Annotated in this window: 25 protein-coding genes; 9 read left to right on the top strand and 16 right to left on the bottom strand. The window is 71.0% G+C overall.

Features of this window, described 5'->3' with window-relative positions; genetic code table 11:
• Positions 1 to 136: 136 nt before the first annotated feature.
• Positions 137 to 2,002 (top strand): DUF8508 domain-containing protein, encoded by a 1,866-nt coding sequence (locus tag GGE06_RS05510; protein ID WP_184930117.1) that lies wholly within the window; start codon positions 137 to 139, stop codon positions 2,000 to 2,002.
• 12 nt (positions 2,003 to 2,014) lie between these two features.
• Here GGE06_RS05510 and GGE06_RS05505 read toward each other — a convergent pair whose 3' ends face one another.
• Entirely contained in the window at positions 2,015 to 2,728 is a 714-nt protein-coding gene (locus GGE06_RS05505) for an antibiotic biosynthesis monooxygenase (protein WP_184930116.1), read from the bottom strand.
• A gap of 100 nt (positions 2,729 to 2,828) precedes the next feature.
• Here GGE06_RS05505 and GGE06_RS05500 point away from each other — a divergent pair, with 100 nt between their 5' ends.
• Both GGE06_RS05500 and dapA read left to right on the top strand, forming a co-directional pair.
• Positions 2,829 to 3,272 carry a GNAT family N-acetyltransferase gene (locus GGE06_RS05500; RefSeq protein WP_116161632.1) on the top strand — a complete coding sequence of 148 codons (444 nt, stop codon included), beginning with the start codon at positions 2,829 to 2,831 and terminating at the stop codon, positions 3,270 to 3,272.
• A 105-nt stretch (positions 3,273 to 3,377) separates the two neighbouring features.
• On the top strand, positions 3,378 to 4,250 hold the full coding sequence (dapA, locus tag GGE06_RS05495; RefSeq protein ID WP_184930115.1) for a 4-hydroxy-tetrahydrodipicolinate synthase: 873 nt from the start codon (positions 3,378 to 3,380) through the stop codon (positions 4,248 to 4,250).
• On the opposite strand, the gene dapD is transcribed toward dapA, so the two are convergent.
• From dapD to GGE06_RS05480, 3 genes are read right to left on the bottom strand one after another with little or no spacing between them, the layout of a single operon-like run.
• Positions 4,251 to 5,234 (bottom strand): 2,3,4,5-tetrahydropyridine-2,6-dicarboxylate N-succinyltransferase, encoded by a 984-nt coding sequence (gene dapD / locus GGE06_RS05490; protein ID WP_116161630.1) that lies wholly within the window; start codon positions 5,232 to 5,234, stop codon positions 4,251 to 4,253.
• Positions 5,235 to 5,278: 44 nt separating this feature from the next.
• The gene (locus GGE06_RS05485; protein ID WP_116161629.1) at positions 5,279 to 5,875 is read right to left on the bottom strand and encodes a TetR/AcrR family transcriptional regulator; all 597 of its coding nucleotides are present in this window, start codon (positions 5,873 to 5,875) and stop codon (positions 5,279 to 5,281) included.
• Positions 5,875 to 6,195: a DMT family transporter gene (locus tag GGE06_RS05480; RefSeq protein WP_116161628.1), complete on the bottom strand. Its 321-nt coding sequence runs from the start codon at positions 6,193 to 6,195 to the stop codon at positions 5,875 to 5,877. Before GGE06_RS05480 ends, GGE06_RS05485 begins: the two co-directional genes overlap by 1 nt.
• A 63-nt stretch (positions 6,196 to 6,258) precedes the next feature.
• Between GGE06_RS05480 and GGE06_RS05475 the strand changes: the two genes are divergently transcribed.
• The gene (locus tag GGE06_RS05475) at positions 6,259 to 7,332 is read left to right on the top strand and encodes a DUF7847 domain-containing protein (RefSeq protein WP_116161627.1); all 1,074 of its coding nucleotides are present in this window, start codon (positions 6,259 to 6,261) and stop codon (positions 7,330 to 7,332) included.
• Positions 7,333 to 7,389: 57 nt separating this feature from the next.
• Here GGE06_RS05475 and GGE06_RS05470 read toward each other — a convergent pair whose 3' ends face one another.
• The 9 genes from GGE06_RS05470 to GGE06_RS05430 form a co-directional block, all read right to left on the bottom strand.
• Positions 7,390 to 7,728, bottom strand: coding sequence for a metal-sulfur cluster assembly factor (locus GGE06_RS05470; protein ID WP_017238620.1), 339 nt, complete (start codon positions 7,726 to 7,728; stop codon positions 7,390 to 7,392).
• Positions 7,725 to 8,186 (bottom strand): Fe-S cluster assembly sulfur transfer protein SufU, encoded by a 462-nt coding sequence (gene sufU, locus GGE06_RS05465; protein WP_116161626.1) that lies wholly within the window; start codon positions 8,184 to 8,186, stop codon positions 7,725 to 7,727. Before sufU ends, GGE06_RS05470 begins: the two co-directional genes overlap by 4 nt.
• A 10-nt stretch (positions 8,187 to 8,196) precedes the next feature.
• Entirely contained in the window at positions 8,197 to 9,465 is a 1,269-nt protein-coding gene (locus GGE06_RS05460) for a cysteine desulfurase (protein ID WP_116161625.1), read from the bottom strand.
• Positions 9,462 to 10,226, bottom strand: a complete 765-nt coding sequence (gene sufC, locus GGE06_RS05455) for a Fe-S cluster assembly ATPase SufC (RefSeq protein WP_041128637.1) — start codon at positions 10,224 to 10,226, stop codon at positions 9,462 to 9,464. The genes GGE06_RS05460 and sufC overlap by 4 nt, the downstream gene beginning before the upstream one ends.
• A gap of 7 nt (positions 10,227 to 10,233) precedes the next feature.
• The gene (locus GGE06_RS05450; RefSeq protein ID WP_030322524.1) at positions 10,234 to 10,551 is read right to left on the bottom strand and encodes a bifunctional 3-phenylpropionate/cinnamic acid dioxygenase ferredoxin subunit; all 318 of its coding nucleotides are present in this window, start codon (positions 10,549 to 10,551) and stop codon (positions 10,234 to 10,236) included.
• Positions 10,551 to 11,732 carry a Fe-S cluster assembly protein SufD gene (sufD, locus tag GGE06_RS05445; protein ID WP_116161624.1) on the bottom strand — a complete coding sequence of 394 codons (1,182 nt, stop codon included), beginning with the start codon at positions 11,730 to 11,732 and terminating at the stop codon, positions 10,551 to 10,553. The genes GGE06_RS05450 and sufD overlap by 1 nt, the downstream gene beginning before the upstream one ends.
• Positions 11,733 to 11,797: 65 nt before the next feature.
• Positions 11,798 to 13,213, bottom strand: coding sequence for a Fe-S cluster assembly protein SufB (gene sufB, locus GGE06_RS05440; RefSeq protein ID WP_116161623.1), 1,416 nt, complete (start codon positions 13,211 to 13,213; stop codon positions 11,798 to 11,800).
• Positions 13,210 to 13,935: a helix-turn-helix transcriptional regulator gene (locus GGE06_RS05435; protein WP_116161622.1), complete on the bottom strand. Its 726-nt coding sequence runs from the start codon at positions 13,933 to 13,935 to the stop codon at positions 13,210 to 13,212. Before GGE06_RS05435 ends, sufB begins: the two co-directional genes overlap by 4 nt.
• A gap of 103 nt (positions 13,936 to 14,038) precedes the next feature.
• Positions 14,039 to 14,848 (bottom strand): DUF72 domain-containing protein, encoded by an 810-nt coding sequence (locus tag GGE06_RS05430; protein WP_184930114.1) that lies wholly within the window; start codon positions 14,846 to 14,848, stop codon positions 14,039 to 14,041.
• Between the two features lie 114 nt (positions 14,849 to 14,962).
• On the opposite strand from GGE06_RS05430, the gene GGE06_RS05425 reads away from it, so the two are divergent.
• From GGE06_RS05425 to GGE06_RS05415, 3 genes are all read left to right on the top strand, one after another.
• Entirely contained in the window at positions 14,963 to 15,913 is a 951-nt protein-coding gene (locus tag GGE06_RS05425; RefSeq protein WP_116161620.1) for an ABC transporter ATP-binding protein, read from the top strand.
• Between the two features lie 88 nt (positions 15,914 to 16,001).
• Positions 16,002 to 16,766, top strand: coding sequence for an ABC transporter permease (locus tag GGE06_RS05420; RefSeq protein ID WP_116161619.1), 765 nt, complete (start codon positions 16,002 to 16,004; stop codon positions 16,764 to 16,766).
• Between the two features lie 64 nt (positions 16,767 to 16,830).
• Positions 16,831 to 17,799, top strand: coding sequence for a COX15/CtaA family protein (locus tag GGE06_RS05415; RefSeq protein ID WP_116165605.1), 969 nt, complete (start codon positions 16,831 to 16,833; stop codon positions 17,797 to 17,799).
• A 22-nt stretch (positions 17,800 to 17,821) separates the two neighbouring features.
• On the opposite strand, the gene GGE06_RS05410 is transcribed toward GGE06_RS05415, so the two are convergent.
• From GGE06_RS05410 to GGE06_RS05400, 3 genes are all read right to left on the bottom strand, one after another.
• Positions 17,822 to 18,916: an amidohydrolase family protein gene (locus GGE06_RS05410; protein ID WP_184930113.1), complete on the bottom strand. Its 1,095-nt coding sequence runs from the start codon at positions 18,914 to 18,916 to the stop codon at positions 17,822 to 17,824.
• A 70-nt stretch (positions 18,917 to 18,986) separates the two neighbouring features.
• A complete protein-coding gene (locus GGE06_RS05405) occupies positions 18,987 to 19,307 on the bottom strand; it encodes a hypothetical protein (protein WP_116161617.1) in 321 nt (106 codons plus the stop codon).
• Between the two features lie 100 nt (positions 19,308 to 19,407).
• Positions 19,408 to 20,361 (bottom strand): heme o synthase, encoded by a 954-nt coding sequence (locus GGE06_RS05400; protein WP_376773499.1) that lies wholly within the window; start codon positions 20,359 to 20,361, stop codon positions 19,408 to 19,410.
• Between the two features lie 342 nt (positions 20,362 to 20,703).
• Between GGE06_RS05400 and tkt the strand changes: the two genes are divergently transcribed.
• Positions 20,704 to 22,791, top strand: a complete 2,088-nt coding sequence (tkt, locus tag GGE06_RS05395) for a transketolase (RefSeq protein ID WP_116161616.1) — start codon at positions 20,704 to 20,706, stop codon at positions 22,789 to 22,791.
• 37 nt (positions 22,792 to 22,828) lie between these two features.
• Positions 22,829 to 23,947, top strand: coding sequence for a transaldolase (gene tal / locus GGE06_RS05390; RefSeq protein ID WP_116161615.1), 1,119 nt, complete (start codon positions 22,829 to 22,831; stop codon positions 23,945 to 23,947).
• The last annotated feature ends 4 nt before the right edge of the window (positions 23,948 to 23,951 follow it).

Genomic DNA, 23,951 nt, shown 5'->3' with positions numbered 1-23,951 from the left:
GGGACCCCGTCCGGCGGTTCACGGAGCCGTCAGCCTTCGTACACCCCGTCGACTCTTGACAAGTGCCGCCCTCTCACAAGAGATTGACGCGCGTAGATTCATCTGCCGATCCTCCAAGCACCTTCGGAGCCTCTTGATGTCTTCGTCCATACCGAGATTCGCCGCGGTCTCCGCCGTCGTCGCCTCCGCCCTCGCCGCCGGCCTGCTCGCGGGTCCGTCGAGCGCGGCCGCGGAGAGCACCGTCGCGGAGGCCGCCGCCACGGACGGCGCCGCCGGCGTCCGTATCCACGACATCCAGGGCACGACGCGCGTCTCCCCCCTCGTCGGCAAGCAGGTCACCGGCGTCACGGGCATCGTCACCGGCGTCCGCACCTACGGCTCCCGTGGATTCTGGATCCAGGATCCGGAAGCCGACGCGAACCCGGCCACCAGCGAGGGCGTCTTCGTCTTCACGAGCTCCGCCCCGACCGTCGCCGTCGGCGACGCGGTCCGCCTCAACGGCACGGTCACCGAGTACGTCCCCGGCGGCCTGACCTCGGGCAACCAGTCGATGACCCAGATCTCGAAGCCGGTCGTCACGGTCCTCTCGAAGGGCAACCCGGTCCCGGCCCCCGTGACGATCTCGGACGAGTCGGTCCCCGAGGAGTACGCCCCCGAGGGCGACCCCGCCGCGGGCGGCTCGATCAACGGCCTGACCCTGGACCCCGAGACGTACGCCCTGGACCACTACGAGTCCCTGGAGGGCATGAACGTCGAGATCGGCTCCTCGCGCGTGGTCGGCGCCACCGACCCGTACTCCGAGCTCTGGGTGACGGTGAAGCCCTGGGAGAACGACAACGAGCGCGGCGGCACGGTCTACGGCTCGTACGAGTCCCAGAACACCGGCCGGCTCCAGATCCAGCAGCTCGCCCCGGTCTCCCAGCAGCCCTTCCCCAAGGCGAACGTCGGCGACTGGCTGGACGGCACCACCGAGGGCCCGCTCGACTTCAACCAGTACGGCGGCTACACGCTGGTGGCCCGCACGCTGGGCGAGCGCGTGGACGGCGGCCTGGAGCGCGAGGTGACGGACCGCCAGCACAAGAACGAGCTCGCGGTCGCCACGTACAACGTCGAGAACCTCGACCCGACCGACCCGCAGGAGAAGTTCGACGCGCTCGCGAAGGCGGTCGTCGAGAACCTCTCCTCGCCCGACGTCGTCGCCCTGGAGGAGATCCAGGACAACAACGGCGCCAAGAACGACGGCACCGTCGCCGCCGACCAGACGGTGAAGAAGTTCACCGACGCGATCGTGGCGGCCGGCGGCCCGGCGTACGAGTGGCGCTCGATCGACCCGCAGGACGGCAAGGACGGCGGCGAGCCCGGCGGCAACATCCGTCAGGTCTTCCTCTTCAACCCCGCGCGGGTGTCCTTCGTGGACCGCGCGGGCGGCGACGCCACCACCCCGGTCGCGGTCACCGGCGAGAAGGGCGACGCCCACCTCACCGTCTCCCCCGGCCGCATCGACCCGGCGAACACCGCCTGGGAGAGCAGCCGCAAGCCGCTCGCCGGCGAGTTCCGCTTCCGCGGCCGCACGGTGATCGTGGTCGCGAACCACCTCAGCTCGAAGGGCGGGGACGAGTCGATCGTCTCCCACCACCAGCCGCCGAACCGTTCCTCCGACGCCAGGCGACTGCTCCAGGCGCAGGCCGTCAACGCCTTCGTCAAGGACATCGAGGCCGTCGACAAGCAGGCGGACGTGCTCGTGGTCGGCGACATGAACGACTTCGAGTTCTCCGGCACCACGCAGGCGATGACGGACGGCGGCGCGCTCCGCCCGGCGATGCTGTCGCTGCCGGAGAGCGAGCGCTACTCGTACGTCTACCAGGGCAACAGCCAGGTCCTCGACCAGATCCTGACCAGCCCGGGCGTGCACCACTTCGAGTACGACAGCGTGCACATCAACGCCGAGTTCGCCGATCAGGACAGCGACCACGACCCGCAGGTCCTGCGCTTCCGCCCCTGACGGCCCGCCCCGTCACACGCCCGCGCTCAGACTGAGCGCGGGCGTGTACCGCATCACCCGGCCGCCCACGAGCTCCGGGTGGTCATGCACCCGCTTCCAGGCCTCGCTCTGCCCGGCGTCGTCCGCGAGCCACTCCTCATGGGCCCGCTCGCTCTCCCACTCGGCGTAGTTCAGGACCCGGACGCCGTCGGTGGACAGGTGGAAGTGGGCGTCGAACCCGCCGGTCGTACGCCCCGTCGCCGCGTCCTCGTCCAGGGCGGTGAACACGCTGTCCACCCAGGCCTCCCGGCGCCCGGCGACGGACCCGTCGAAGTCGGCCTCGGCCACCACGACGATCCCGGGCAGCTCCCCCGTGGCCGTCCCGCCGCGGACGGCGGACCGGTGGATCGGCGCGTAGCGGCGGAGCTCCACCCGCTCGATGCCGGGCACGGCGGCGTCGATCTCGGCGTTCCGGTCGTCGCGGTAGGTGCGGACGAAGTCCTCGTAGGCCTGCTCCTCGGTCCACTGCGAGTAGTGCAGCAGCGTGTCCCCGTCGGTCCCGATCGCGACGCTGTACGAGAGCAGGCCGAGGTCCGGCCACGCGCGGCTCTCCCAGGCCTTCCGGACGGCCTCGACGGCGGCGTACTGGCGCTCGGGGGTGCCGACCCTCCAGGTGCTGATGAGGACGGCGCCGACTCCGGGCCGGTGGAGGTCGGGACGGGCATCGGGGCGTGCGACGGCGTTCATGGAAGGTCTCCTCCTGCTGCCTGCTCGGTTCGGATGACCCGACCCTCCTCCCTCAACCATGGTTGAGGTCAAGGGCGTTCGCCGTGGGAGACTGCACGACATGATCCTTCGCCCCGCCACCCGCGCCGAACTGCCCTCCGTCCTCGCCCTGCTCGCCGACGAGGACCGGGTCGTGGACCCCGCCTCCGTCCCCGTCACCGAGGCGTACGAGCGCGCCTTCGCGGACATCGAGGCCGATCCGCGCAACGAGATGCTGGTCCTGGTGGACGGCGGTCTCGTCCTGGGCTGCCTCCAGGCCACGTACATCCCGGGGCTCGGCAAGGGCGGTGCCGAGCGGGCCCTGATCGAGGCGGTCCGGATCAGGGCCGACCGGCGCGGCGGCGGGCTCGGCCGGGAGCTGATGGAACGGGCCGTCGCGCGGGCGAAGGGGCGCGGCTGCGCGCTCGTCCAGCTGACCAGCAACAAGCAGCGGACGGAAGCCCACCGCTTCTACGCCCGGCTGGGCTTCGCGCGCAGCCACGACGGCTTCAAACTGGTCCTCTAGCCGGGCAGCAGGTCGCGCCGGACGGCCATCGTTCACGGAAACTGAATCCTCGAAGCAAGAAGATCTAAGTGGACCTTCACGGTCATGGGCGCACAGACTTCTCGAATGAACACTGAACGCCCCTTCGGGCGCGCCCTGTGCGCGATGGTCACCCCGTTCACCGCCGACGGCGCCCTCGACCTGGACGCGGCGGGGGACCTCGCCGCCCGGCTCGTCGCGGAGGGCTGCGACGGCCTGGTCCTCAACGGCACGACGGGCGAGTCCCCGACCACCACCGACGCCGAGAAGTCCGCGCTCGTCCGCGCCGTCCGCGCGGCCGTCGGCCCCGGCCCCTCGGTCCTGGCGGGGGTGGGCACCGCCGACACCCGGCACACCGCGGAGCTGGCGCGGCAGGCCGAGGAGGCGGGGGCGGACGGGCTGCTCGTCGTCACCCCGTACTACAGCCGTCCCCCGCAGGAGGCCGTCGAGGCGCACTTCCTGAAGGTCGCGGACGCGACCGGGCTGCCGGTGATGGTCTACGACATCCCGGGCCGCACCGGCACCCGGGTCGAGCCCGCGACGATGCGGCGGCTCGCCCGGCACCCGCGGATCGTGGCGGTGAAGGACTGCGCGAACGACCTGCTCGGCTCGGCCCGGCTGATCGCGGAGACGGGGCTCGCGTACTACTCGGGCAGCGAGGAGTCGAACCTGCCGCTGTACGCGGTGGGCGGCGCCGGATACGTCAGTACGGTGGCGAACGTGGCGCCGCGTCGGACGCGCGCGGTCCTGGACGCCTTCGACGCGGGCGACACCACGCGCGCGGCCCGCCTCAACGCCGAACTCCTGCCGCTGGTCGAGCTGATGATGGCCTCGGGCCTGCCGGGCACGGTGACCGTGAAGGCGATCCTCGGCGGTCCGGTGCGCGAACCGCTGCAGCCCGCCGGCCGGGAGGCGGCCGACGGGCTGCGCGCGGCGCACGGGGCGCTGCTGGACGCCTGATCAGTTGTGGCTGTGCAGGATGTCGTTCAGCCCGCCCCAGACCGCGTTGTTCGGGCGGGCCTCGACGGCACCGGTGACCGAGTTGCGGCGGAAGAGGATGTTCGAGGCGCCGGAGAGCTCGCGGGCCTTCACGACCTGGCCGTCGGGCATGGTGACCCGGGTGCCGGCGGTGACGTACAGACCGGCCTCCACGACGACCTCGTCGCCCAGCGCGATGCCGACGCCCGCCTCGGCGCCGATGAGGCAGCGCTCACCGATCGAGATGACGACGTTGCCGCCGCCCGAGAGGGTGCCCATGGTGGAGGCGCCGCCGCCGATGTCGGAGCCGTTGCCGACGACGACGCCGGCGGAGATGCGGCCCTCGACCATGGAGGTGCCGAGGGTGCCGGCGTTGAAGTTGACGAAGCCCTCGTGCATGACGGTGGTGCCGGCGGCGAGGTGGGCACCGAGGCGGACGCGGTCGGCGTCGGCGATGCGGACGCCGGCGGGCACGACGTAGTCGGTCATGCGCGGGAACTTGTCGATCGAGGTGACCTGGAGGTGCAGGCCCTCGGCGCGGGCGTTGAGCCGGACCTTCTCGACGTCGTCGACGGCGACCGGGCCGAGCGAGGTCCAGGCGACGTTGGCGAGCAGGCCGAAGACGCCGTCCAGGCTCTGGCCGTGCGGCTTGACCAGCCGGTGGCTCAGCAGGTGGAGGCGCAGGTAGGCGTCGTGGGCGTCGAGCGGCTTCTCGTCGAGCGAGGCGATGACGGTGCGGACGGCGACCACCTCGACGCCGCGGCGGGCGTCCACGCCGAGGGCCTTGGCGGCGCCTTCGCCGAGGGCGTTGACGGCCTCGTCGGGGCCGAGGCGCTCGGTGCCGGCGGGGCCGGGGGCGTCGGTCAGCTCGGGGGCGGGGAACCAGGTGTCGAGAACGGTGCCGTCGCCGGCGATGGTGGCGAGGCCGGCGGCGACGGCGCCGGTGGTGCGAGGAGCAGTGGTCATGACGGAAAACCTAACGGGCGGGCCCCGGCGCGGGCCAACCGGTCTCAGGTGTCGGTCGGCCGCGTGGGCGGTTCCGACGAGGTCCCGGCCTGCCGTTTCGGGTCTTCGTTCAGGATCCGGGCCAGCATCTCCCGGGCGTACCCCTCGTCGTACGGGACGCCCGTGAGCAGCACCTGGAGGCTGATGCCGTCCATGAGGGCGACCAGGGCGCGGGCGGTGACGGGTCCGGTGCGCGGGGCGAGGGCGGAGACCACCTCGTCGGCCCACTCGGCGGCGACGGGGCGCAGGGCGGGGCGGCGCAGGGCGGCGAGGTAGAGCTCGTACTCCAGCTCCACGCCGGTGCGTTCGGCGGACAGCCACTCCCCCATGAGCGCGGCCAGGCCGGCGGCCAGGTCGGGTGCGGCGATCTCGGGTCCCTGCCGGAGGCGGGCACCGAAGGTGCCGTTGACCCGGTGGAGCGCGGCGACGAGGAGTTCGTCGAGGGAGGCGAAGTGGTACGTGGTGGAGCCGAGCGGCACGTCGGCCTCGGCGGCCACCGTGCGGTGGCTGAGGCCGGCGATCCCGGCGCGGCCGACGACGGCGAGGGCGGCGTCGACGATCCGCTCGCGCCGGTCGGGGTCGTGTCTGCGGGTGCGTGCCATCAGTGCGCTCCGCCGAGGTTGAGGACGACGACGCCGGCGATGATGAGGGCGATGCCGGCGATCTTGGCGACGCTCAGGCTCTCGCCGAGCAGGAGGTAGCCGATGAGGGCGACGACGGCGGTGCCGACTCCGGACCAGATGGCGTAGGCGGTGCCGATCTGGAGCGTCTTGAGCGCCTGGGCGAGGAGCGCGAAGGAGACGACGTAGCCGACGCCGGTGAGGAGGGAGGGCCAGAGCCTGCTGAAGCCCTCGCTGTACTTCATCGAGGTGGTGGCGAATATCTCCGCCGCGATGGCGCCCGCGAGCAGTCCGTAACCCATGTGTACGAGCGTACACAGCAGGGCGTACGGGTGTACATGTCAGCCACCGATACGGTGTCCCGCATGACGTATCCCCCAGGCCCGCCGGGTCCGCCGTACGGCTACGGCTATCCGCCGCCGCCCCCACCGCCGCAACCCGGCGTGATACCCCTGGCGCCGCTCGGCTTCGGCACGATCCTGTCCGGCGCCTTCGCGACCCTCGGCCGCTACTGGAAGCAGCTGCTCGGGGTGACGGGGGCGGTCTACGGCGGCGCGCTGCTCGTCGTCGGGGCGGCGCTCGGCATCGCGTACGCCGCCGTCGGCGACCTCCTGCCCGAGGTGTTCGACCTGCCGGACGGCCAGGACCCCCGGTCGGACGACGTCCGGGCGCTGATCATCGCGTTCGTCTGCGTCTGGCTCGTCGCCATGGTCGCGATGGTCTGCGCGAGCGCCGTGACGGCGGCGGCCTGCCCGGCCGTGGTCCAGGAGGCGGTCCTCGGCCGGCCCACGACCTTCCGCGCGGTCTGGCGCCGCTCCTGGTCCCGGATGCCGGCCGTCCTGGGCACGGTGGTGCTGACGGGCCTCGCCCTGGTGATCCCGCTGGCGCTGTTCGTCGTGGCCTTCGTCTGGATGGTCGTGGCGACGCTCGTGGCCGCGGACGACTCCACGGGCACCCCGGTGACCGGCCTGCTGCTCGTCCCCCTGCTCGCCATCGGCACGGCCCTGCTCATCGCCCCGCTCGCGCTGTGGATCTGGGTGAAGTTCAGCCTGGCCCAGGCGGCGGCGGTGATGGAGGGGCAGGGCGCCTTCGCCTCGATGCGCCGCTCCTCGTCCCTGGTCCGCGGCTCGTGGTGGCGCGTGTTCGGCTGCCTGCTCGTGGCCGGTCTGATGGCCTCCGTGGTGAGCGGGCTGATCCAGCAGGCGCTCTCGCTCCTCGTCTCGGCCCCGCTCTCGGCCGTCGACTTCTCCGGTGACGACAAGGGCGCCCTGATCGCCTCCTTCGCGGTCCTCATCGGCTTCCTGGTCGTCGGCCAGATGGTCGTCCAGGCGGTCGTCTCGCTCTTCCCGCCGATCGTCACCGGTCTGCTCTACGTCGACCAGCGCATCCGCAAGGAGAACCTGGCCCCGGAGCTGGCCCGCGCGGCGGGTCTGTTCTGAGAACGTGAGAACGGCCGCGCCCCGAAGGGCACGGCCGTTCTCACGTACGCGTACGGATCAGACGTTGAAGCCGAGCGCGCGGAGCTGCTCGCGGCCGTCGTCCGTGATCTTGTCCGGGCCCCACGGGGGCATCCAGACCCAGTTGATCTTCAGCTCGTTGACGATGCCGTCCGTCGCGGACTTCGCCTGGTCCTCGATCACATCGGTCAGCGGACAGGCCGCCGACGTCAGGGTCATGTCCAGCGTCGCGACGTTCGAGTCGTCGATGTGGATGCCGTAGATCAGGCCCAGGTTGACGACGTCGATCCCCAGCTCGGGGTCGACGACGTCGTACAGCGCCTCACGGACTTCTTCCTCGGAGGCCGGCTTCATCGTGGCCTCGGCGTTCTCGGTCATGCCGACTTCCTCTCCGCGTCGCCCAGCGCCTGGGCGGTCGCGTCCTTCCACGCCATCCAGCTGAGCAGCGCGCACTTCACACGGGCCGGGTACTTGGAGACCCCGGCGAACGCGACCGCGTCCTCCAGGACCTCCTCCATCGCCTCGTCCGGCTCGATCTGGCCCTTGGACTGCATCAGCTCCAGGAAGGTGCCCTGGATCTTCTGCGCCTCGGCCAGCTCCTTGCCGACGAGCAGCTCGTTGAGGACGGACGCCGAGGCCTGGCTGATGGAGCAGCCCTGGCCCTCGTACGACACGTCCTCGATGCGCGAGCCGTCGTACTTCACGCGAAGCGTGATCTCGTCGCCGCACGTCGGGTTGACGTGGTGCACCTCGGCGTCGCCGTCCCGAAGACCGCGCCCGTGCGGGTGCTTGTAGTGGTCCAGGATGACGTCCTGGTACATCGAATCCAGCTTCACGAGGTGTCCCCTAGCCGAAGAAGTTCCGGACGTGCTCCAGACCCTCGACCAGGGCGTCGACCTCGGCCGGGGTGGAGTACAGATAGAACGACGCCCGCGTGGTCGCAGGAATTCCGTACCGCAGGCAGACCGGCCGCGCGCAGTGGTGGCCGACCCGGACCGCGATGCCCTGCTCGTCGAGGACCTGGCCCACGTCGTGCGGGTGGATGTCGCCCAGGGTGAAGGAGATCGCCGCGCCGCGGTCCTCGGCCGTGGTGGGACCGATGATCCGCAGGTCGGGAACCTCCTGGAGGCGCCGGACGGCGTACTCGGTGATCGCGTGCTCGTGGCGCGCGATGTTCTCCATGCCGATCGCCGACAGGTAGTCCACGGCCGCGCCGAGGCCGACGGCCTGGGCGATCGGGGGCGTACCCGCCTCGAACTTGTGCGGGGCCGGCGCGTACGTCGAGGAGTGCATCGAGACGGTCTCGATCATCTCGCCGCCGCCGAGGAAGGGCGGGAGGTCCTCCAGGAGCTCCTGCCGTCCCCACAGCACGCCGATGCCGGTCGGGCCGCACATCTTGTGGCCGGTGAAGGCCACGAAGTCGGCCTGGAGCGCCTGCACGTCCAGGACCATGTGCGGGGCCGCCTGGGAGGCGTCGATGCAGACGAGCGCACCGACCTCCTGGGCGCGGCGGATGATCGTCTCCACCGGGTTGATCGTGCCGAGCAGGTTCGAGACCAGCGTGAACGAGACGATCTTGGTCTTCTCGGTGATGACCTCCTCGATGTTCGAGAGGTCGAGACGGCCGTCGTCGGTGAGGCCGAACCACTTCAGCTTCGCGCCCGTGCGCTGCGAGAGCAGCTGCCACGGCACGATGTTGGAGTGGTGCTCCATCTCCGTGATCGCGATCTCGGTCTCGTGGTCCACGCGGTAGGGCTCGTCGGCCCAGCCCAGCATGTTGGCCACGAGGTTGAGCGACTCGGAGGCGTTCTTGGTGAAGATCACCTCGTCGCGGCTCGGCGCGTTGATGAAGGCCGCGATCTTGTCACGGGCGCCTTCGTACAGCGCCGTCGCCTCCTCGGCGACCGTGTAGACGCCGCGGTGGACGTTGGCGTTGTGACGCTCGTAGTACTGGTTGAGCGCGTCGAGGACCTGCCGCGGCTTCTGCGAGGTCGCCGCGGAGTCGAGGTACACGATCTTCTTGCCGTCGTGGACCACGCGATCCAGGAGCGGGAAGTCCTTGCGGATCGCCTCGGTGTCGAGGAGGCCGGTCAGCCCCTGATGGGCGGAAGTCACGCGGATGCGCCACCCTTCACGTACTTGTCGTAGCCCTCGTTCTCCAGCTGGTCGGCGAGCTCGGCGCCGCCGGACTCGACGATGCGGCCGTTCGCGAACACGTGCACGAAGTCGGGCTTGATGTAGCGCAGGATGCGCGTGTAGTGGGTGATCAGCAGGGTGCCGACCTCACCGGTCTCGCGGACGCGGTTGACGCCCTCGGAGACGATGCGCAGGGCGTCGACGTCGAGGCCGGAGTCGGTCTCGTCGAGGATCGCGATCTTCGGCTTGAGGAGCTCCAGCTGGAGGATCTCGTGGCGCTTCTTCTCACCGCCGGAGAAGCCCTCGTTCACGTTGCGCTCGGCGAAGGCCGGGTCCATCTGGAGCTGCTCCATCGCGGACTTGACCTCCTTCACCCAGGTGCGCAGCTTGGGCGCCTCGCCGCGGACGGCGGTGGCGGAGGTGCGCAGGAAGTTGGAGACCGAGACGCCGGGGACCTCGACCGGGTACTGCATGGCGAGGAAGACGCCGGCGCGGGCGCGCTCGTCGACCGACATCTCCAGGACGTCCTCACCGTCGAGGGTGACGGTGCCGCCGGTGACGGTGTACTTCGGGTGCCCGGCGAGGGAGTACGCCAGGGTCGACTTGCCGGAGCCGTTGGGGCCCATGACGGCGTGCGTCTCGCCCTGCTTGATGGTCAGGTCGACGCCCTTGAGGATCTCGCGGGGGCCGTTCTCCGCCTCGACGGAGACGTGCAGGTCGTGGATTTCAAGCGTAGCCATGGGTGACTCAGGACTCCTGGGTGACGGAGACGAGCACATCGTCCCCTTCGATCTTGACGGGGTATACGGGGACGGGGCGCGTCGCGGGAAGGCCGGAGGGCTTGCCGGTGCGCAGGTCGAAGCTGGAGCCGTGCAGCCAGCACTCGATCGCGCAGTCCTCGACCTCGCCCTCCGAGAGGGAGACGTTCGCGTGCGAGCAGATGTCGTTGATCGCGAACACCTCGCCCTCGGTGTGCACGACGGACACCGGCGTGCCGTCGACCTCGACCCGCTTCGGGGTGTCGGCCTCCAGCTCGCTCAGCGCGCAGACTCGGACGAAGGCCATCAGACGGAGGCCTCCAGCTCGGCCTCGATCTTGGCGAGGAGGCGCTCCTGGACGTCCGGCAGACCGATCTGCTGGACGAGCTCCGCGAAGAAGCCGCGGACGACGAGGCGGCGGGCCTCGGCCTCCGGGATGCCGCGGGCCATCAGGTAGAAGAGCTGCTCGTCGTCGAAGCGGCCGGTGGCCGAGGCGTGACCGGCGCCGGCGATCTCGCCGGTCTCGATCTCCAGGTTCGGCACGGAGTCGACCCGGGCGCCGTCCGTGAGGACCAGGTTCCGGTTGAGCTCGTACGTGTCGGTGCCCTCGGCCGCGGCCTGGATGAGCACGTCGCCGATCCAGACGGCGTGCGCGTCCTGGCCCTGCAGCGCGCCCTTGTAGGCCACGTTGGACTTGCAGTGCGGGGTGTTGTGGTCGACCAGGAGGCGGTGCTCCTGGTGCTGGCCGGCATCGGTGAAGTACAGGCCGAAGAGCTCGGCCTCGCCGCCGGGGGCCGCGTACCGCACGCGCGGGTGGATGCGGACGACGTCGCCGCCGAAGGTGACGACGACCGACTTGAAGGAGGCGTCGCGGCCGACCAGCGCGTTGTGCTGGGCGACGTGGACGGCGTTCTCGTCCCAGTCCTGGACGGAGACGACCGTCAGCTTGGCTCCGTCGCCGAGGACGTAGTCCACGTTGGCGGCGAGCACGGCGTCACCGGTGTGGTCGAGGACCACGACGGCCTCGGCGAAGGCGCCGAGCTCGATCACCTGGTGGCCGAAGGCGACGCCGCCCTGGCCGTGCACGGAGATGCGGATCGGCTCGGTGAGCACCGCCTCCTTGGCGACGGTGATGACGCCGGCCTTCTCGAAGGAGGAGTACGCCTGGGCGGCGACGCGGTCGACGGGCGTGCCGGCCTTGCCGAGGCGCTCGTCGTCGCGGCCGACGGTCTCCACGGTGACGCCCTCGGGGGCCTCGACCTCGACCTTGACGCCCTCGCCGGAGGCGACGGCGGTGCCGTCGTGGAGGCCGCGCAGTCGCGCCAGCGGGGTGAACCGCCACTCCTCCTCGCGGCCGTGCGGGACGGGGAAGTCCGCGACGTCGAAGGACGGGGGCGCGCTCATGCGCGTGGCGACGGTGGACTCGGCGGCCACCGCGATCGAGCCGGCGGTGGTGGAGCCCGCCGGGATGTTCTGAGCCTCAGCCATGGCTGTCGTGTTGCTCTCTTCCTGCGTACGTAAAGAAAAGTCGGTCGCTGCGGGGCGGGGCGGCCTTAGCCGACCGCGCCTTCCATCTGCAGCTCGATCAGCCGGTTGAGCTCCAGGGCGTACTCCATGGGGAGCTCCTTGGCGATGGGCTCGACGAAGCCGCGGACGATCATCGCCATGGCCTCGAACTCGGTGAGGCCGCGGCTCATCAGGTAGAAGAGCTGGTCCTCGGAGACCTTGGAGACGGTGGCCTCGTGGCCCATGGAGACGTCGTCCTCGCGCACGTCCACGTAGGGGTACGTGTCGGAGCGGGAGATCGTGTCGACGAGCAGCGCGTCGCAGAGGACGTTGGACTTGGCGCCCGGGGCACCCTCGCCGATCTCGATGAGACCGCGGTAGGAGGTGCGGCCGCCGCCTCGCGCCACCGACTTGGAGACGATGTTGGAGGAGGTGTTCGGGGCCATGTGGACCATCTTGGCGCCGGCGTCCTGGTGCTGGCCCTCGCCCGCGAAGGCGATGGACAGGGTCTCGCCCTTGGCGTGCTCGCCCATGAGGTAGACGGCCGGGTACTTCATGGTGACCTTGGAGCCGATGTTGCCGTCGACCCACTCCATGGTGGCGCCCTCGTAGGCGACGGCGCGCTTGGTCACCAGGTTGTAGACGTTGTTCGACCAGTTCTGGATGGTCGTGTAGCGGCAGCGGCCGCCCTTCTTCACGATGATCTCGACGACCGCGGAGTGCAGGGAGTCCGAGGAGTAGATCGGCGCGGTGCAGCCCTCGACGTAGTGGACGTAGGCGTCCTCGTCGACGATGATCAGCGTCCGCTCGAACTGGCCCATGTTCTCCGTGTTGATGCGGAAGTAGGCCTGGAGCGGGATCTCGACGTGCACGCCCTTCGGCACGTAGATGAAGGAGCCGCCGGACCAGACGGCCGTGTTCAGGGAGGCGAACTTGTTGTCGCCGACCGGGATGACGGTGCCGAAGTACTCCTTGAAGAGCTCCTCGTGCTCCTTCAGCGCGGTGTCGGTGTCGACGAAGATGACGCCCTGCTCCTCCAGGTCCTCGCGGATCTGGTGGTAGACGACCTCGGACTCGTACTGGGCGGCGACACCGGCGACGAGGCGCTGCTTCTCCGCCTCCGGGATGCCGAGCTTGTCGTACGTGTTCTTGATGTCCTCCGGCAGGTCCTCCCAGGACTCGGCCTGCTTCTCGGTGGACCGCACGAAGTACTTGATGTTGTCGAAGTCGATGCCGGAGAGGTCGGAGCCCCAGGTCGGCATGGGCTTCTTGTCGAAGAGGCGCAGACCCTTGAGACGCAGCTTGAGCATCCACTCGGGCTCGTTCTTCTTCGAGGAGATGTCGCGGACGACGTCCTCGTTCAGTCCGCGCTTGGCGGTGGCACCGGCGGCGTCGGAGTCGGCCCAGCCGTACTCGTACCGACCCAGGCCCTCGAGCTCGGGGTGGCTGATCTCGGTGGTCATGCGGGGTTCCTCCCGGCCGTGCTTGCGGATGCTGATTCGGTGGTCTGTGGGGCGCCGTGCGGGATGAACGTGGTGCAGACGCCGTCACCATGCGCGATGGTGGCGAGACGCTGGACGTGCGTTCCCAGGAGGCGTGAGAAGAATTCCGTCTCCGCCTCGCACAGCTGGGGGTACTGCTCGGCGACGTGGGCTACCGGGCAGTGGTGCTGGCAGAGCTGCTCGCCGACCGGCGCGTTCCGCGCAGTGGCAGCGTACCCGTCCGCCGTGAGGGCCTTGGCCAGTGCCTCGGTCCGGTGCTCGGGCTCGGCCGACTCGACGGCCTCGCGGTACGTCCCGGCCTGCGCCTCGATCCGGTCGCGGGCGAAGGCGGCGACGGCCGCCTCTCCGCCGGCGTTGCGCTCGATCCAGCGGAGCGCCTCGACGGCGAGGGAGTCGTACGACTGGTCGAAGGCGTCCCGGCCGCAGTCGGTGAGCGCGAAGACCTTCGCGGGGCGACCGCGGGACCGGGTCCCGTAGACGCGCTGCTCGCGGGCTTCGACGACGTTCTCGGCGACCAGCGAGTCCAGGTGGCGGCGGACGGCGGCCTGGGTGAGGCTGAGCCGCCCGGCGAGGTCGGCGACGGTCGAGGGACCGTGGTCCAGGATCGACCGCGCGACCCGGTTGCGCGTCGAACGCTCTCGGGTCGCGAGTTCCTCCACCGGAGCCGCGCCAACGTTTTTCACAACGCCATTGTTGCGTAATTAATCGGGGAGTGACAAGCGGCGCCCCGACCAGCGACGATGTCGTGCGTCACTCAGGTAAGGCTTACCTGACCTGCGGAAACGATCATTCGTGGGATGAATCGCGACCGCCCGGACCAGCGGTTTCCCAGCCCTCCGCCGGCTCGGCCGGCACTGCCACCGTCCGGCCCGCCCCGCTCATCAGACGCCGGAAGGAGGCCGCGTCACGGACCGCCTCCACGCCCGGATCGTTGTTGAAATAGACGTACGCGTCGGCCCCCTCCGGCCAGCCCTCGACGATCCGCCCGGCCCACCCCTCCAGCGCCCGGCGGCCGTACGCGGGCCAGGGCCGGGCCCGGCCCTCGTGCAGCCGCAGATAGCACCAGTCCGCCGTCCGCCACAGCGGCGTCACCGGCCTCGACCGCCGGTCCGCCCAGCAGAGCGCGGCACCCCGCTCCACCAGCACCGCCTCGATCCGGTCCGTCCACCACGAGGCGTGCCGGGGCTCGACGGCGACCCGCACCCCCGCGGGGAAACGGGCGAGGACCGCGTCGAGCAGCCCGGGGTCGGCCCGCAGCGACGGCGGGAACTGGAGCAGGACCGGCCCGAGCCGGTCCCCGAGCCCCTCCGCCCGCTCCATCAGCTGCGCCACCCTCTCCGCCGGCTCCCGCAGCCGCTCGACGTGCGTCAGCCGGCGGTTCGCCTTGACCGCCATCACGAAGCCCTCGGGCGTCCGCTTCCGCCAGGTGGCGAAGGTGTCGCGCTCGGGCAGCCCGTAGAAGGCGCTGTTGTTCTCCACGGTGGCGAACCGGCGCGCGTACTCCTCCAGCCAGAGCCGCTGCGGGACGCCCTGGGGATAGAACGTGCCCCGCCAGTCCTTGTACTGCCACCCCGAAGTGCCCACGAAGACCGTCATACGGATCCCCTGCCCCGTCCGCGGCCGCTCATCCGGCGCCGCCCGGTCCCGCCCCGGGCACACCCGCCGGGGGCGCGGCCCGTCCCGTACCGGCGGGTCCTTAGACTTCCCGGCATGCACGGGAAGCCCGCACCGAGTGAATCCGCCGACACCGCCGTCCGCGTCCGCGGCCTGGTCAAGCGGTACGGCGCCAAGACCGCCGTCGACGGCCTCGACCTGGACGTCCGCGCGGGCACCGTCACCGCCGTCCTCGGCCCCAACGGGGCCGGCAAGACCACCACCATCGAGACCTGCGAGGGCTACCGCCGGCCCGACGCCGGCACCGTCCGCGTCCTCGGCCTCGACCCGGTCGCCGACGCCGCCGCCCTGCGCCCCAGGATCGGCGTGATGCTCCAGTCCGGCGGCGTCTACTCCGGCGCCCGCGCCGACGAGATGCTCCGCCACATGGCCAAGCTGCACGCCCACCCCCTGGACGTCGACGACCTGATCGAGCGGCTCGGCCTCGGCTCCTGCGGCCGCACCGCCTACCGGCGCCTCTCCGGCGGCCAGCAGCAGCGCCTCGCGCTCGCCATGGCCGTCGTCGGCCGCCCCGAGCTCGTCTTCCTCGACGAGCCCACCGCCGGGCTCGACCCGCAGGCCCGCCGCGCCACCTGGGACCTGGTACGCGAGCTGCGCGCCGACGGCGTGACCGTGGTCCTCACCACCCACTTCATGCAGGAGGCCGAGGAGCTCGCCGACGACGTGGCCATCGTCGACGGCGGCCGGGTCGTCGCCCAGGGCAGCCCCGAGGAGCTCTGCCGCGGCGGCGCCGAGAACACCCTGCGCTTCACCGGCCGCCCCGGCCTCGACCTCGGCTCCCTGCTCAAGGCGCTGCCGGACGGCTCGGCCGCCGCGGAGCCCCTCCCCGGCACGTACCGGATCACCGGCACCGTCGACCCGCAGCTGCTCGCCACGGTCACCACCTGGTGCGCCCAGCACGGGGTCATGCCGGACGGCATCGCCGTCGAGCGCCACACCCTCGAAGACGTTTTCCTGGAGCTGACCGGCAAGGAGCTGAGGTCATGAAGTCGGGCGCCACCATGCACTACCGGGGGTCCGGGGGTCGCCCCCCGGGCAAGCACAGCCTGGAGCCGACCGGCAAGGAGCCGAGGTCGTGAGCACTGGTACGTACACGCCGAAGCCGGGCGCCGCCCCCGTCGGGCGGATGATCGCCGCGCAGACCGCCCTGGAGACCAGGATGCTGCTGCGCAACGGCGAGCAGCTGCTGCTGACGGTGATCATCCCCTCGCTGCTCCTGGTCCTGTTCTCCAAGGTCGACATCGTCGACACGGGCGCCGGCGAGGCCGTCGACTTCCTCGCCCCCGGCGTCCTCGCGCTCGCCGTGATGTCCACCGCCTTCACCGGCCAGGCCATCGCCACCGGTTTCGAGCGGCGGTACGGGGTGCTCAAGCGGCTCGGCGCCTCACCGCTCCCCCGCTGGGCGCTCATGACCGCGAAGACGCTCTCCGTCCTGGTGACGGAGGTCCTCCAGGTCCTGCTCCTGACGGCGATCGCCCTGGCGCTCGGCTGGTCCCCGCAGGGCAACCCCCTGTCGGTCCTGCTGCTCCTGGTCCTCGGCACGGCCGCCTTCTCCGGACTCGGCCTGCTCATGGCCGGCACCCTGAAGGCCGAGGCCACCCTGGCCGCCGCGAACCTGGTCTTCCTGCTGCTCCTGGTCGGCGGCGGGGTCATCGTCCCGCTGGAGAAGTTCGGCGCCGCGGGCGACGTGCTCGCCCTGCTCCCGATCTCCGCGCTCTCCGACGGCCTGCGCGACGTCCTCCAGAACGGGGCGGCGATGCCGTGGGGCGACGCGCTCGTCCTGGCCGTCTGGGCGGTCCTGGGCCTCGGTGCGGCGGCGAAGTTCTTCCGCTGGGAGTAACCGTAAGGTTCCGTTCCGCCATATACGCCCCCCTCGTGAAAGCGCGCACAAGCGCCGCCCTACGATAGGGCCCGTGCAGACCCCCCTCGCCTCCATCGCCCAGCGCTGGACCCCGTCCCCCCGGACGCTCCGGCGCGCCGCGCTCGCAGCCGTCGTGATGAGCGTGCTCATCATCGTCACGGGCGGCGCGGTCCGGCTGACCGGTTCCGGTCTCGGCTGCGACACCTGGCCGAAGTGCACGGACGACAGCCTCATCGTGACGCCCGAGCAGGGCTACCGCGGCGCGATCGAGTTCGGCAACCGGATGCTGACGTACGTGCTGTCGGCGGCGGTCGGCTGGGCGATCGTCGCCGCCCGCTCCACCAAGCCGTGGCGCCGCGGGCTCACCCGGCTCGGCTGGGCCCAGTTCTGGATCGTGATGAGCAACGCCGTCATCGGCGGCATCACGGTGTGGATGGGCCTCAACCCGTGGACGGTGGCCGGCCACTTCATCGCCGCGAACTCCCTGCTCACGGTCGCCGTCATCACCTGGCACCGCACCGGCGAGGGCGACACCGCCCCCCGCCCGCGCGTGCCGCGCCCGGTCCGCAAGCTGTCCTGGGCGATCACGATCGTCTCCGCCCTGCTGATCGTGCTCGGCACGACGGTGACCGGCGCCGGCAAGCACGCCGGTGACAGCAGCGACGTCCCGCGCATGCCGTGGGACTGGACGAACGCCGCGCACGTCCACGCCATCGCCGCCTGGGTCGTCTGCGCCCTCGCCCTCGCGATGTGGCTGGTCCTGCGCGTGGTCGACGCCCCGGACGACACGAGGGCCCGCGCCCGCGACCTGCTGATCGTGCTGGTGGCGCAGGGCGGCATCGGTTACGTCCAGTACTTCACGGGCGTCCCCGAGCTCCTGGTCGCCGCCCACATGCTCGGCTCCTCGCTGATGTGGATCGCGGTCCTGCGGCTCGCCCTGAGCATGCGCGAGCGCCCGCTCGCCGTGCCGGACATCCCGGCCCAGGCGGACCCGGAACTGGCGAAGGCCTGACGGTCCCGGGATCCTGACGGGTCTACCTGCTCCCCGCGAGCCGGTAGACCCGTCTCGCGTTGTCCGCCGCGATCATCTCCGCCACCCGCTGCGCGTCCGTACGGGACCAGGCGCCGTCCATGACCCACTCCCCGAGCACCCGGGTGAGCGCCGAGCGGAACGCGTGCGCGGCGACCACGTGGAGCTCGGGCAGTCCCTGGGCGCCGCTGGAGAACAGCAGCTTGCCGAAGGGCGCCCGTTCCAGGACCTCGGCGAGGACGGCCGCCGCCCGGGCCCCCGTGTGGGCGAGGACGGGGCCGAGGTCGGCGTACACGTGCGGGTGAAGTCCGGTCAGGTGCGCGGCCGCGCGGTGGTACGGGTAGCGGTGCAGCACCACCAGGTCGGCGCCGAGCCCCGCGGTGGCGGCGGCGAAGCCGTCCAGGGCGGCCGGATCCTCCGTGTGCAGCTGGAGGGGGCGCCCCGCGGTGACCGCGATCCAGAGCAGATGGCGCAGCAGGACGGGGTCCGTGAGCGGGCCGCCCGCCGCGCGGCCCGCGAGCCAGCGCCCGGCGGCCCCGCGCACCTCGCCGGGGCCCGGCGGCTCGGGCAGGGCCGCGAGCCCGCCCCGTACCCCCGACGCCGAACCGAACGCGACGGCGTCCGCGGCGGCCCCGTGGACGGCTTCGGCGAGGTCGGCGAGGAAGGCCTCGACGGTGTCCGAGGCGTCGGCGACCCGCTCGGCGAGGGCTTCGAGGCGGACGATCTCGTGGGCCTCGGCCGCACCCGCCGCGGCGAGCTCCGCGGGGCGCGTGAGGTCACCGGGGAGGCCCGTGTCGACGAGGTAGGTGGAGATCCCGGAGGCGCGCAGGAGCCGGCGGCCGGCCTCGGCGGCGCCGAGTTCCCGGCGGCGGGCGAGGTAGCGGGCGGGCGGGCAGTGCGGTTCCAGACCGAGGAACGGCGGGCACCAGCGGCGCACGGCGAAGCCGGTCTGGGTGTCGAAGAAGGTGGTGCCGGCGGCGGGCAGGGCCTCGGCCCCGCCCAGGTGCGCGCCGAGGCGGGCCTCGAAGGTGCCGAGGCCGAGCTCCGTACGGAGCACCCCGTGGCAGTACTGGTCCACCAGGTGCGGCGTGTCGATCATCTCGGGGGGCTCCCTGTGTGGGCGTGTCTCCACACGTCCTAACGGGTGAGCCCCGCGCGAGGTTGTTGCCTCAGCTGTTGGAGGGACCGCCGACCTGGATGCCGGCCATCCGGGTCCACTCGTACGGGCCGGTGGCGACCTTGGCGGCGAACTCGCCGTCGAACTCCTCGTGGAGGGTCAGGCCGGCCTTCTCGGCGGCCTGCTGCGCGATCCCGTACGACTTCGCGACGAGGTCGCCCCAGCCGCCGTCCGTGCCGACCAGGACGATCCGGGTGCCCGCCTGGCCGATGTGCGCGAGGTGCCCCTCGGCACCGCCGTGCGCCTTGGAGAAGGCCTTGATCTCCTTGGCGAGCCTGGCCGCCCTGCGCTCTTCCTGCTTCGTTTCTGCCATGACACGGATGCTACCGAGCGGTAGAACGAACGGCGACGGCCGGGTCACGTGGCCTATCCCACGTGACCCGGCCGTCGGACCGGTCTGATCATCTGAGCGACTAGCGGAGGAAGGGGTCCACCGCGACCGCCACGAAGAGCAGGGAGACATAGGTGATGGACCAGTGGAAGAGGCGCATCTCCTTGAGCTTGGCGCCCGTCACCTCGGCCTTGGCGCGGTTGAGGAGCGCGTGCGCCTCCCAGAGCCAGAAGCCGCCGGTGAGCAGCGCCACCGCCGTGTAGAACCAGCCCGTGTAGCCGAGCGGCGTGAGCAGCAGGGACACGGCGACCATGACCCAGCTGTAGACCACGATCTGCTTGGCGACGACCTTGTTGGAGGCGAGCACCGGCAGCATCGGCACGCCCGCGCGGGCGTAGTCGTCCTTCACCTTCATGGACAGCGGCCAGTAGTGCGGCGGCGTCCAGAAGAAGATGACGAGGAAGAGGATGACCGCGGCCCACGACATCGAGTTGGTCACGGCCGACCAGCCGATGAGCACCGGGAGGCAGCCGGCGATGCCGCCCCACACGATGTTCTGCGCGGTGCGCCGCTTCAGGATCATCGTGTAGACGACGACGTAGAAGAGGAGCGCGCCGAGCGAGAGGGCGGCGGACAGCCAGTTGACGAGCAGGCCGAACCAGAGCGTGGAGACCACGGCGAGGGTGAGTCCGAAGACCAGGCCCTCGCGCGGGGTGAGCACGCCGGTGACCAGCGGGCGCTGGGAGGTGCGGTCCATCAGGGCGTCGATGTCCCGGTCGATGTACATGTTCAGCGCGTTGGCGCCGCCCGCCGAGAGGTAGCCGCCGAAGCAGGTGGCGAGCACCAGCCAGAGGTTCGGCACACCCTGTTCGGCGAGGAACATCACCGGAACGGTCGTGATGAGCAGCAGTTCGATGATCCGCGGCTTGGTCAGCGCCACGAATGCCTTGACGCGGGCCCCGAACGGCCTGTGGCCCCCCGGGCTGGGAGTCAAGACGACCCCTGAGGGTCGGGACTCGACGGCCGTCACGCACACCCCTGACAGAGAAATTCCCAGCGAGCCACCCGCGTGAAGACGGGGTAAAGCTCGCACGTACCACGCCACTGTAGACGTTGCCCAGAGCCCGATCTTCGCGGGGGTGGGGTCGTGTTGGTGCGGTACGTCCCAAGGGGTGGACACGGTTCGCGGGCGGCTCCGGGCGCGGCTCGGGAGGCGAACTCCCACGACCACCGGCACTCTTGCTGTGTCCTTTCATTTCTCCGCTCATTTGAGGGGCATGGACACGAAAAGAGGGGCGTTCCGCGGGGGTAGGCTCGACAGCGCCGGTACACCCTCAGTCACCGGCTCAAGACATGTGGAGAGGAGCCCTGACCCAGGGTGAGCACTAAGCCGACCACCACAGACCTCGAGTGGACCGAATTGGACCAGCGGGCCGTCGACACCGCCCGCGTCCTGGCCGCGGACGCCGTACAGAAGGTCGGCAACGGCCATCCCGGTACGGCGATGAGCCTGGCGCCCGCCGCGTACACCCTCTTCCAGAAGGTGATGCGGCACGACCCCGCCGACCCCGAGTGGGTCGGACGTGACCGGTTCGTCCTCTCCGCCGGCCACTCGTCCCTGACCCTCTACACCCAGCTGTACCTGGGTGGCTTCGGTCTCGAGCTGGACGACCTGAAGACCTTCCGCACCTGGGGCTCGAAGACCCCCGGCCACCCGGAGTACGGCCACACCGCCGGCGTCGAGACGACCACGGGCCCGCTGGGCCAGGGCGTCGCCAACGCCGTGGGCATGGCGATGGCCGCCCGCTACGAGCGCGGTCTGTTCGACCCGGAGGCCGCCACGGGCGCCTCTCCGTTCGACCACCGGATCTACGTGATCGCCGGTGACGGCTGCCTGCAGGAGGGCATCTCCGCAGAGGCGTCCTCGCTGGCCGGCCACCAGAAGCTCGGCAACCTGATCCTGCTGTGGGACGACAACCACATCTCGATCGAGGGCGACACCGAGACCGCCGTGTCCGAGGACACGATGAAGCGGTACGAGGCGTACGGCTGGCACGTCCAGCGCGTCGAGCCGCAGGCCAACGGCGACCTGGACCCGGCCGCGCTGTACGCGGCGATCAAGGCCGCCGAGGCCGAGACCGAGCGTCCGTCGTTCATCGCGATGCGCTCGATCATCGCCTGGCCCGCGCCGAACGCGCAGAACACCGAGGCCGCGCACGGCTCGGCGCTCGGCGACGAGGAGATCGCGGCCACCAAGCGCGTCCTGGGCTTCGACCCGGAGCAGACCTTCGAGGTCACCGACGAGGTCATCGCGCACACCCGCGCGCTCGGCGACCGCGGCCGCGAGGCCCGCGCCGCGTGGGAGAAGCAGCTCTCCGAGTGGCGTACGGCCAACCCGGAGCGCGCCGCCGAGTTCGACCGCATCCAGGCGAACGAGCTGCCGGCTGGCTGGGCCGAGAAGCTCCCGGTCTTCGAGGCCGGCAAGGGTGTCGCCACCCGTGCCGCGTCCGGCCAGGTCCTCCAGGCGCTCGGCGCGGTCATTCCGGAGCTGTGGGGCGGTTCGGCCGACCTCGCCGGCTCGAACAACACGACGATCGACAAGAACTCGTCGTTCCTGCCCGAGGGCAACCCGCTGCCGGAGGCCGACAAGTACGGCCGCACGATCCACTTCGGCATCCGCGAGCACTCCATGGCCGCGGAGATGAACGGCATCGCGCTGCACGGCAACACCCGCGTCTACGGCGGCACCTTCCTGGTGTTCTCCGACTACATGCGCAACGCCGTGCGCCTGTCGGCCCTGATGCACCTGCCCGTGACGTACGTCTGGACCCACGACTCGATCGGTCTGGGCGAGGACGGCCCGACGCACCAGCCGGTGGAGCACCTCGCCTCGCTGCGCGCGATCCCGGGTCTGAACGTGGTCCGGCCGGCCGACGCCAACGAGACGGCCCTCGCCTGGCGCGAGATCATGCAGCGCCACACGAAGGTCTTCGGCAAGGGCGCCCCGCACGGTCTGGCGCTCACCCGCCAGGGCGTGCCGACGTACGCCCCGAACGAGGACGCGGTCAAGGGCGGCTACGTGCTGTTCGAGGCCGAGGGCGGCGAGCCGGAGGTCGTGCTGATCGGTACCGGTTCCGAGGTGCACCTGGCCGTCGAGGCCCGCGAGCAGCTCCAGGCCGCCGGCGTCCCGACCCGCGTGGTCTCGATGCCGTCCGTGGAGTGGTTCGAGGAGCAGGACCAGGCGTACAAGGACTCCGTCCTGCCGCCGTCGGTCAAGGCCCGTGTCGCGGTCGAGGCCGGTATCGGTCTCACCTGGCACAAGTACGTCGGTGACGCCGGCCGGATCGTCTCGCTCGAGCACTTCGGTGCCTCGGCGGACGCGAAGGTCCTGTTCCGCGAGTTCGGGTTCACGCCGGAGGCGATCGTCGCCGCCGCGCGGGAATCTCTCGACGCCGTCGCGCGCTGACGCGAACACGTACGACTTAATTGGAGATGCAACTCCCATGACAGACGCTCTCAAGCGCCTCTCCGACGAAGGCGTCGCGATCTGGCTGGACGACCTCTCGCGCCAGCGGATCACGTCCGGCAACCTGGCCGAGCTGATCGACCAGAGCCACGTGGTCGGGGTCACCACGAACCCGTCCATCTTCCAGAAGGCCATCTCGGAGGGGCACGGCTACGACCAGCAGCTCGCCGACCTGGCCGCCCGCAAGGTGACCGTCGACGAGGCCATCCGCATGATCACGACGGCGGACGTCCGTGACGCCGCCGACATCCTGCGCCCGGTCTTCGACGCGACCGACGGCCAGGACGGCCGGGTCTCCATCGAGGTCGACCCCCGCCTCGCCCACGAGACGGCCGCCACCATCGCCGAGGCCAAGCAGCTGGCCTGGCTGGTGGACCGCCCCAACACGCTGATCAAGATCCCGGCCACCAAGGCGGGTCTGCCGGCGATCACCGAGGTCATCGGCCTCGGCATCAGCGTCAACGTCACGCTGATCTTCTCGCTGGAGCGCTACCGCGCGGTCATGGACGCCTACCTGGCGGGTCTGGAGAAGGCCCGCGAGCGCGGCCTCGACCTCTCCAAGATCCACTCGGTGGCCTCCTTCTTCGTGTCCCGCGTGGACACGGAGATCGACAAGCGCCTGGACGGCATCGGCACCGACGAGGCCAAGGCGCTCAAGGGCAAGGCCGCCCTGGCCAACGCCCGCCTGGCCTACGAGGCCTACGAGGAGGTCTTCTCCTCGGACCGCTGGGCCGCCCTCGACAAGGCGCAGGCCAACAAGCAGCGTCCGCTGTGGGCCTCGACCGGCGTCAAGGACCCGGCGTACAAGGACACGCTGTACGTCGTGGACCTGGTCGCCCCCGGCACGGTGAACACCATGCCGGAGGCCACCATGGAGGCCACCGCCGACCACGGCGAGGTCACCGGTGACACCATCCGCGGCACGTACGAGCAGTCCCGCGCCGAGCTGGCGGCCGTCGAGAAGCTGGGCGTCAGCTACGACGACGTCGTGCAGCTCCTGGAGGACGAGGGCGTCGACAAGTTCGAGGCGTCCTGGAACGACCTGCTCAAGTCCACCGAGGCGGAGCTCGAGCGCCTCGCACCTTCGGAGGCGTAAGCAC

It is taken from the genome of Streptomyces nymphaeiformis, assembly GCF_014203895.1.
In the GTDB taxonomy this organism is placed as follows: domain Bacteria; phylum Actinomycetota; class Actinomycetes; order Streptomycetales; family Streptomycetaceae; genus Streptomyces; species Streptomyces nymphaeiformis.
Note: the sequence above shows the minus strand (reverse complement) of the source record. Positions and strands in the feature narration are given on the sequence as shown.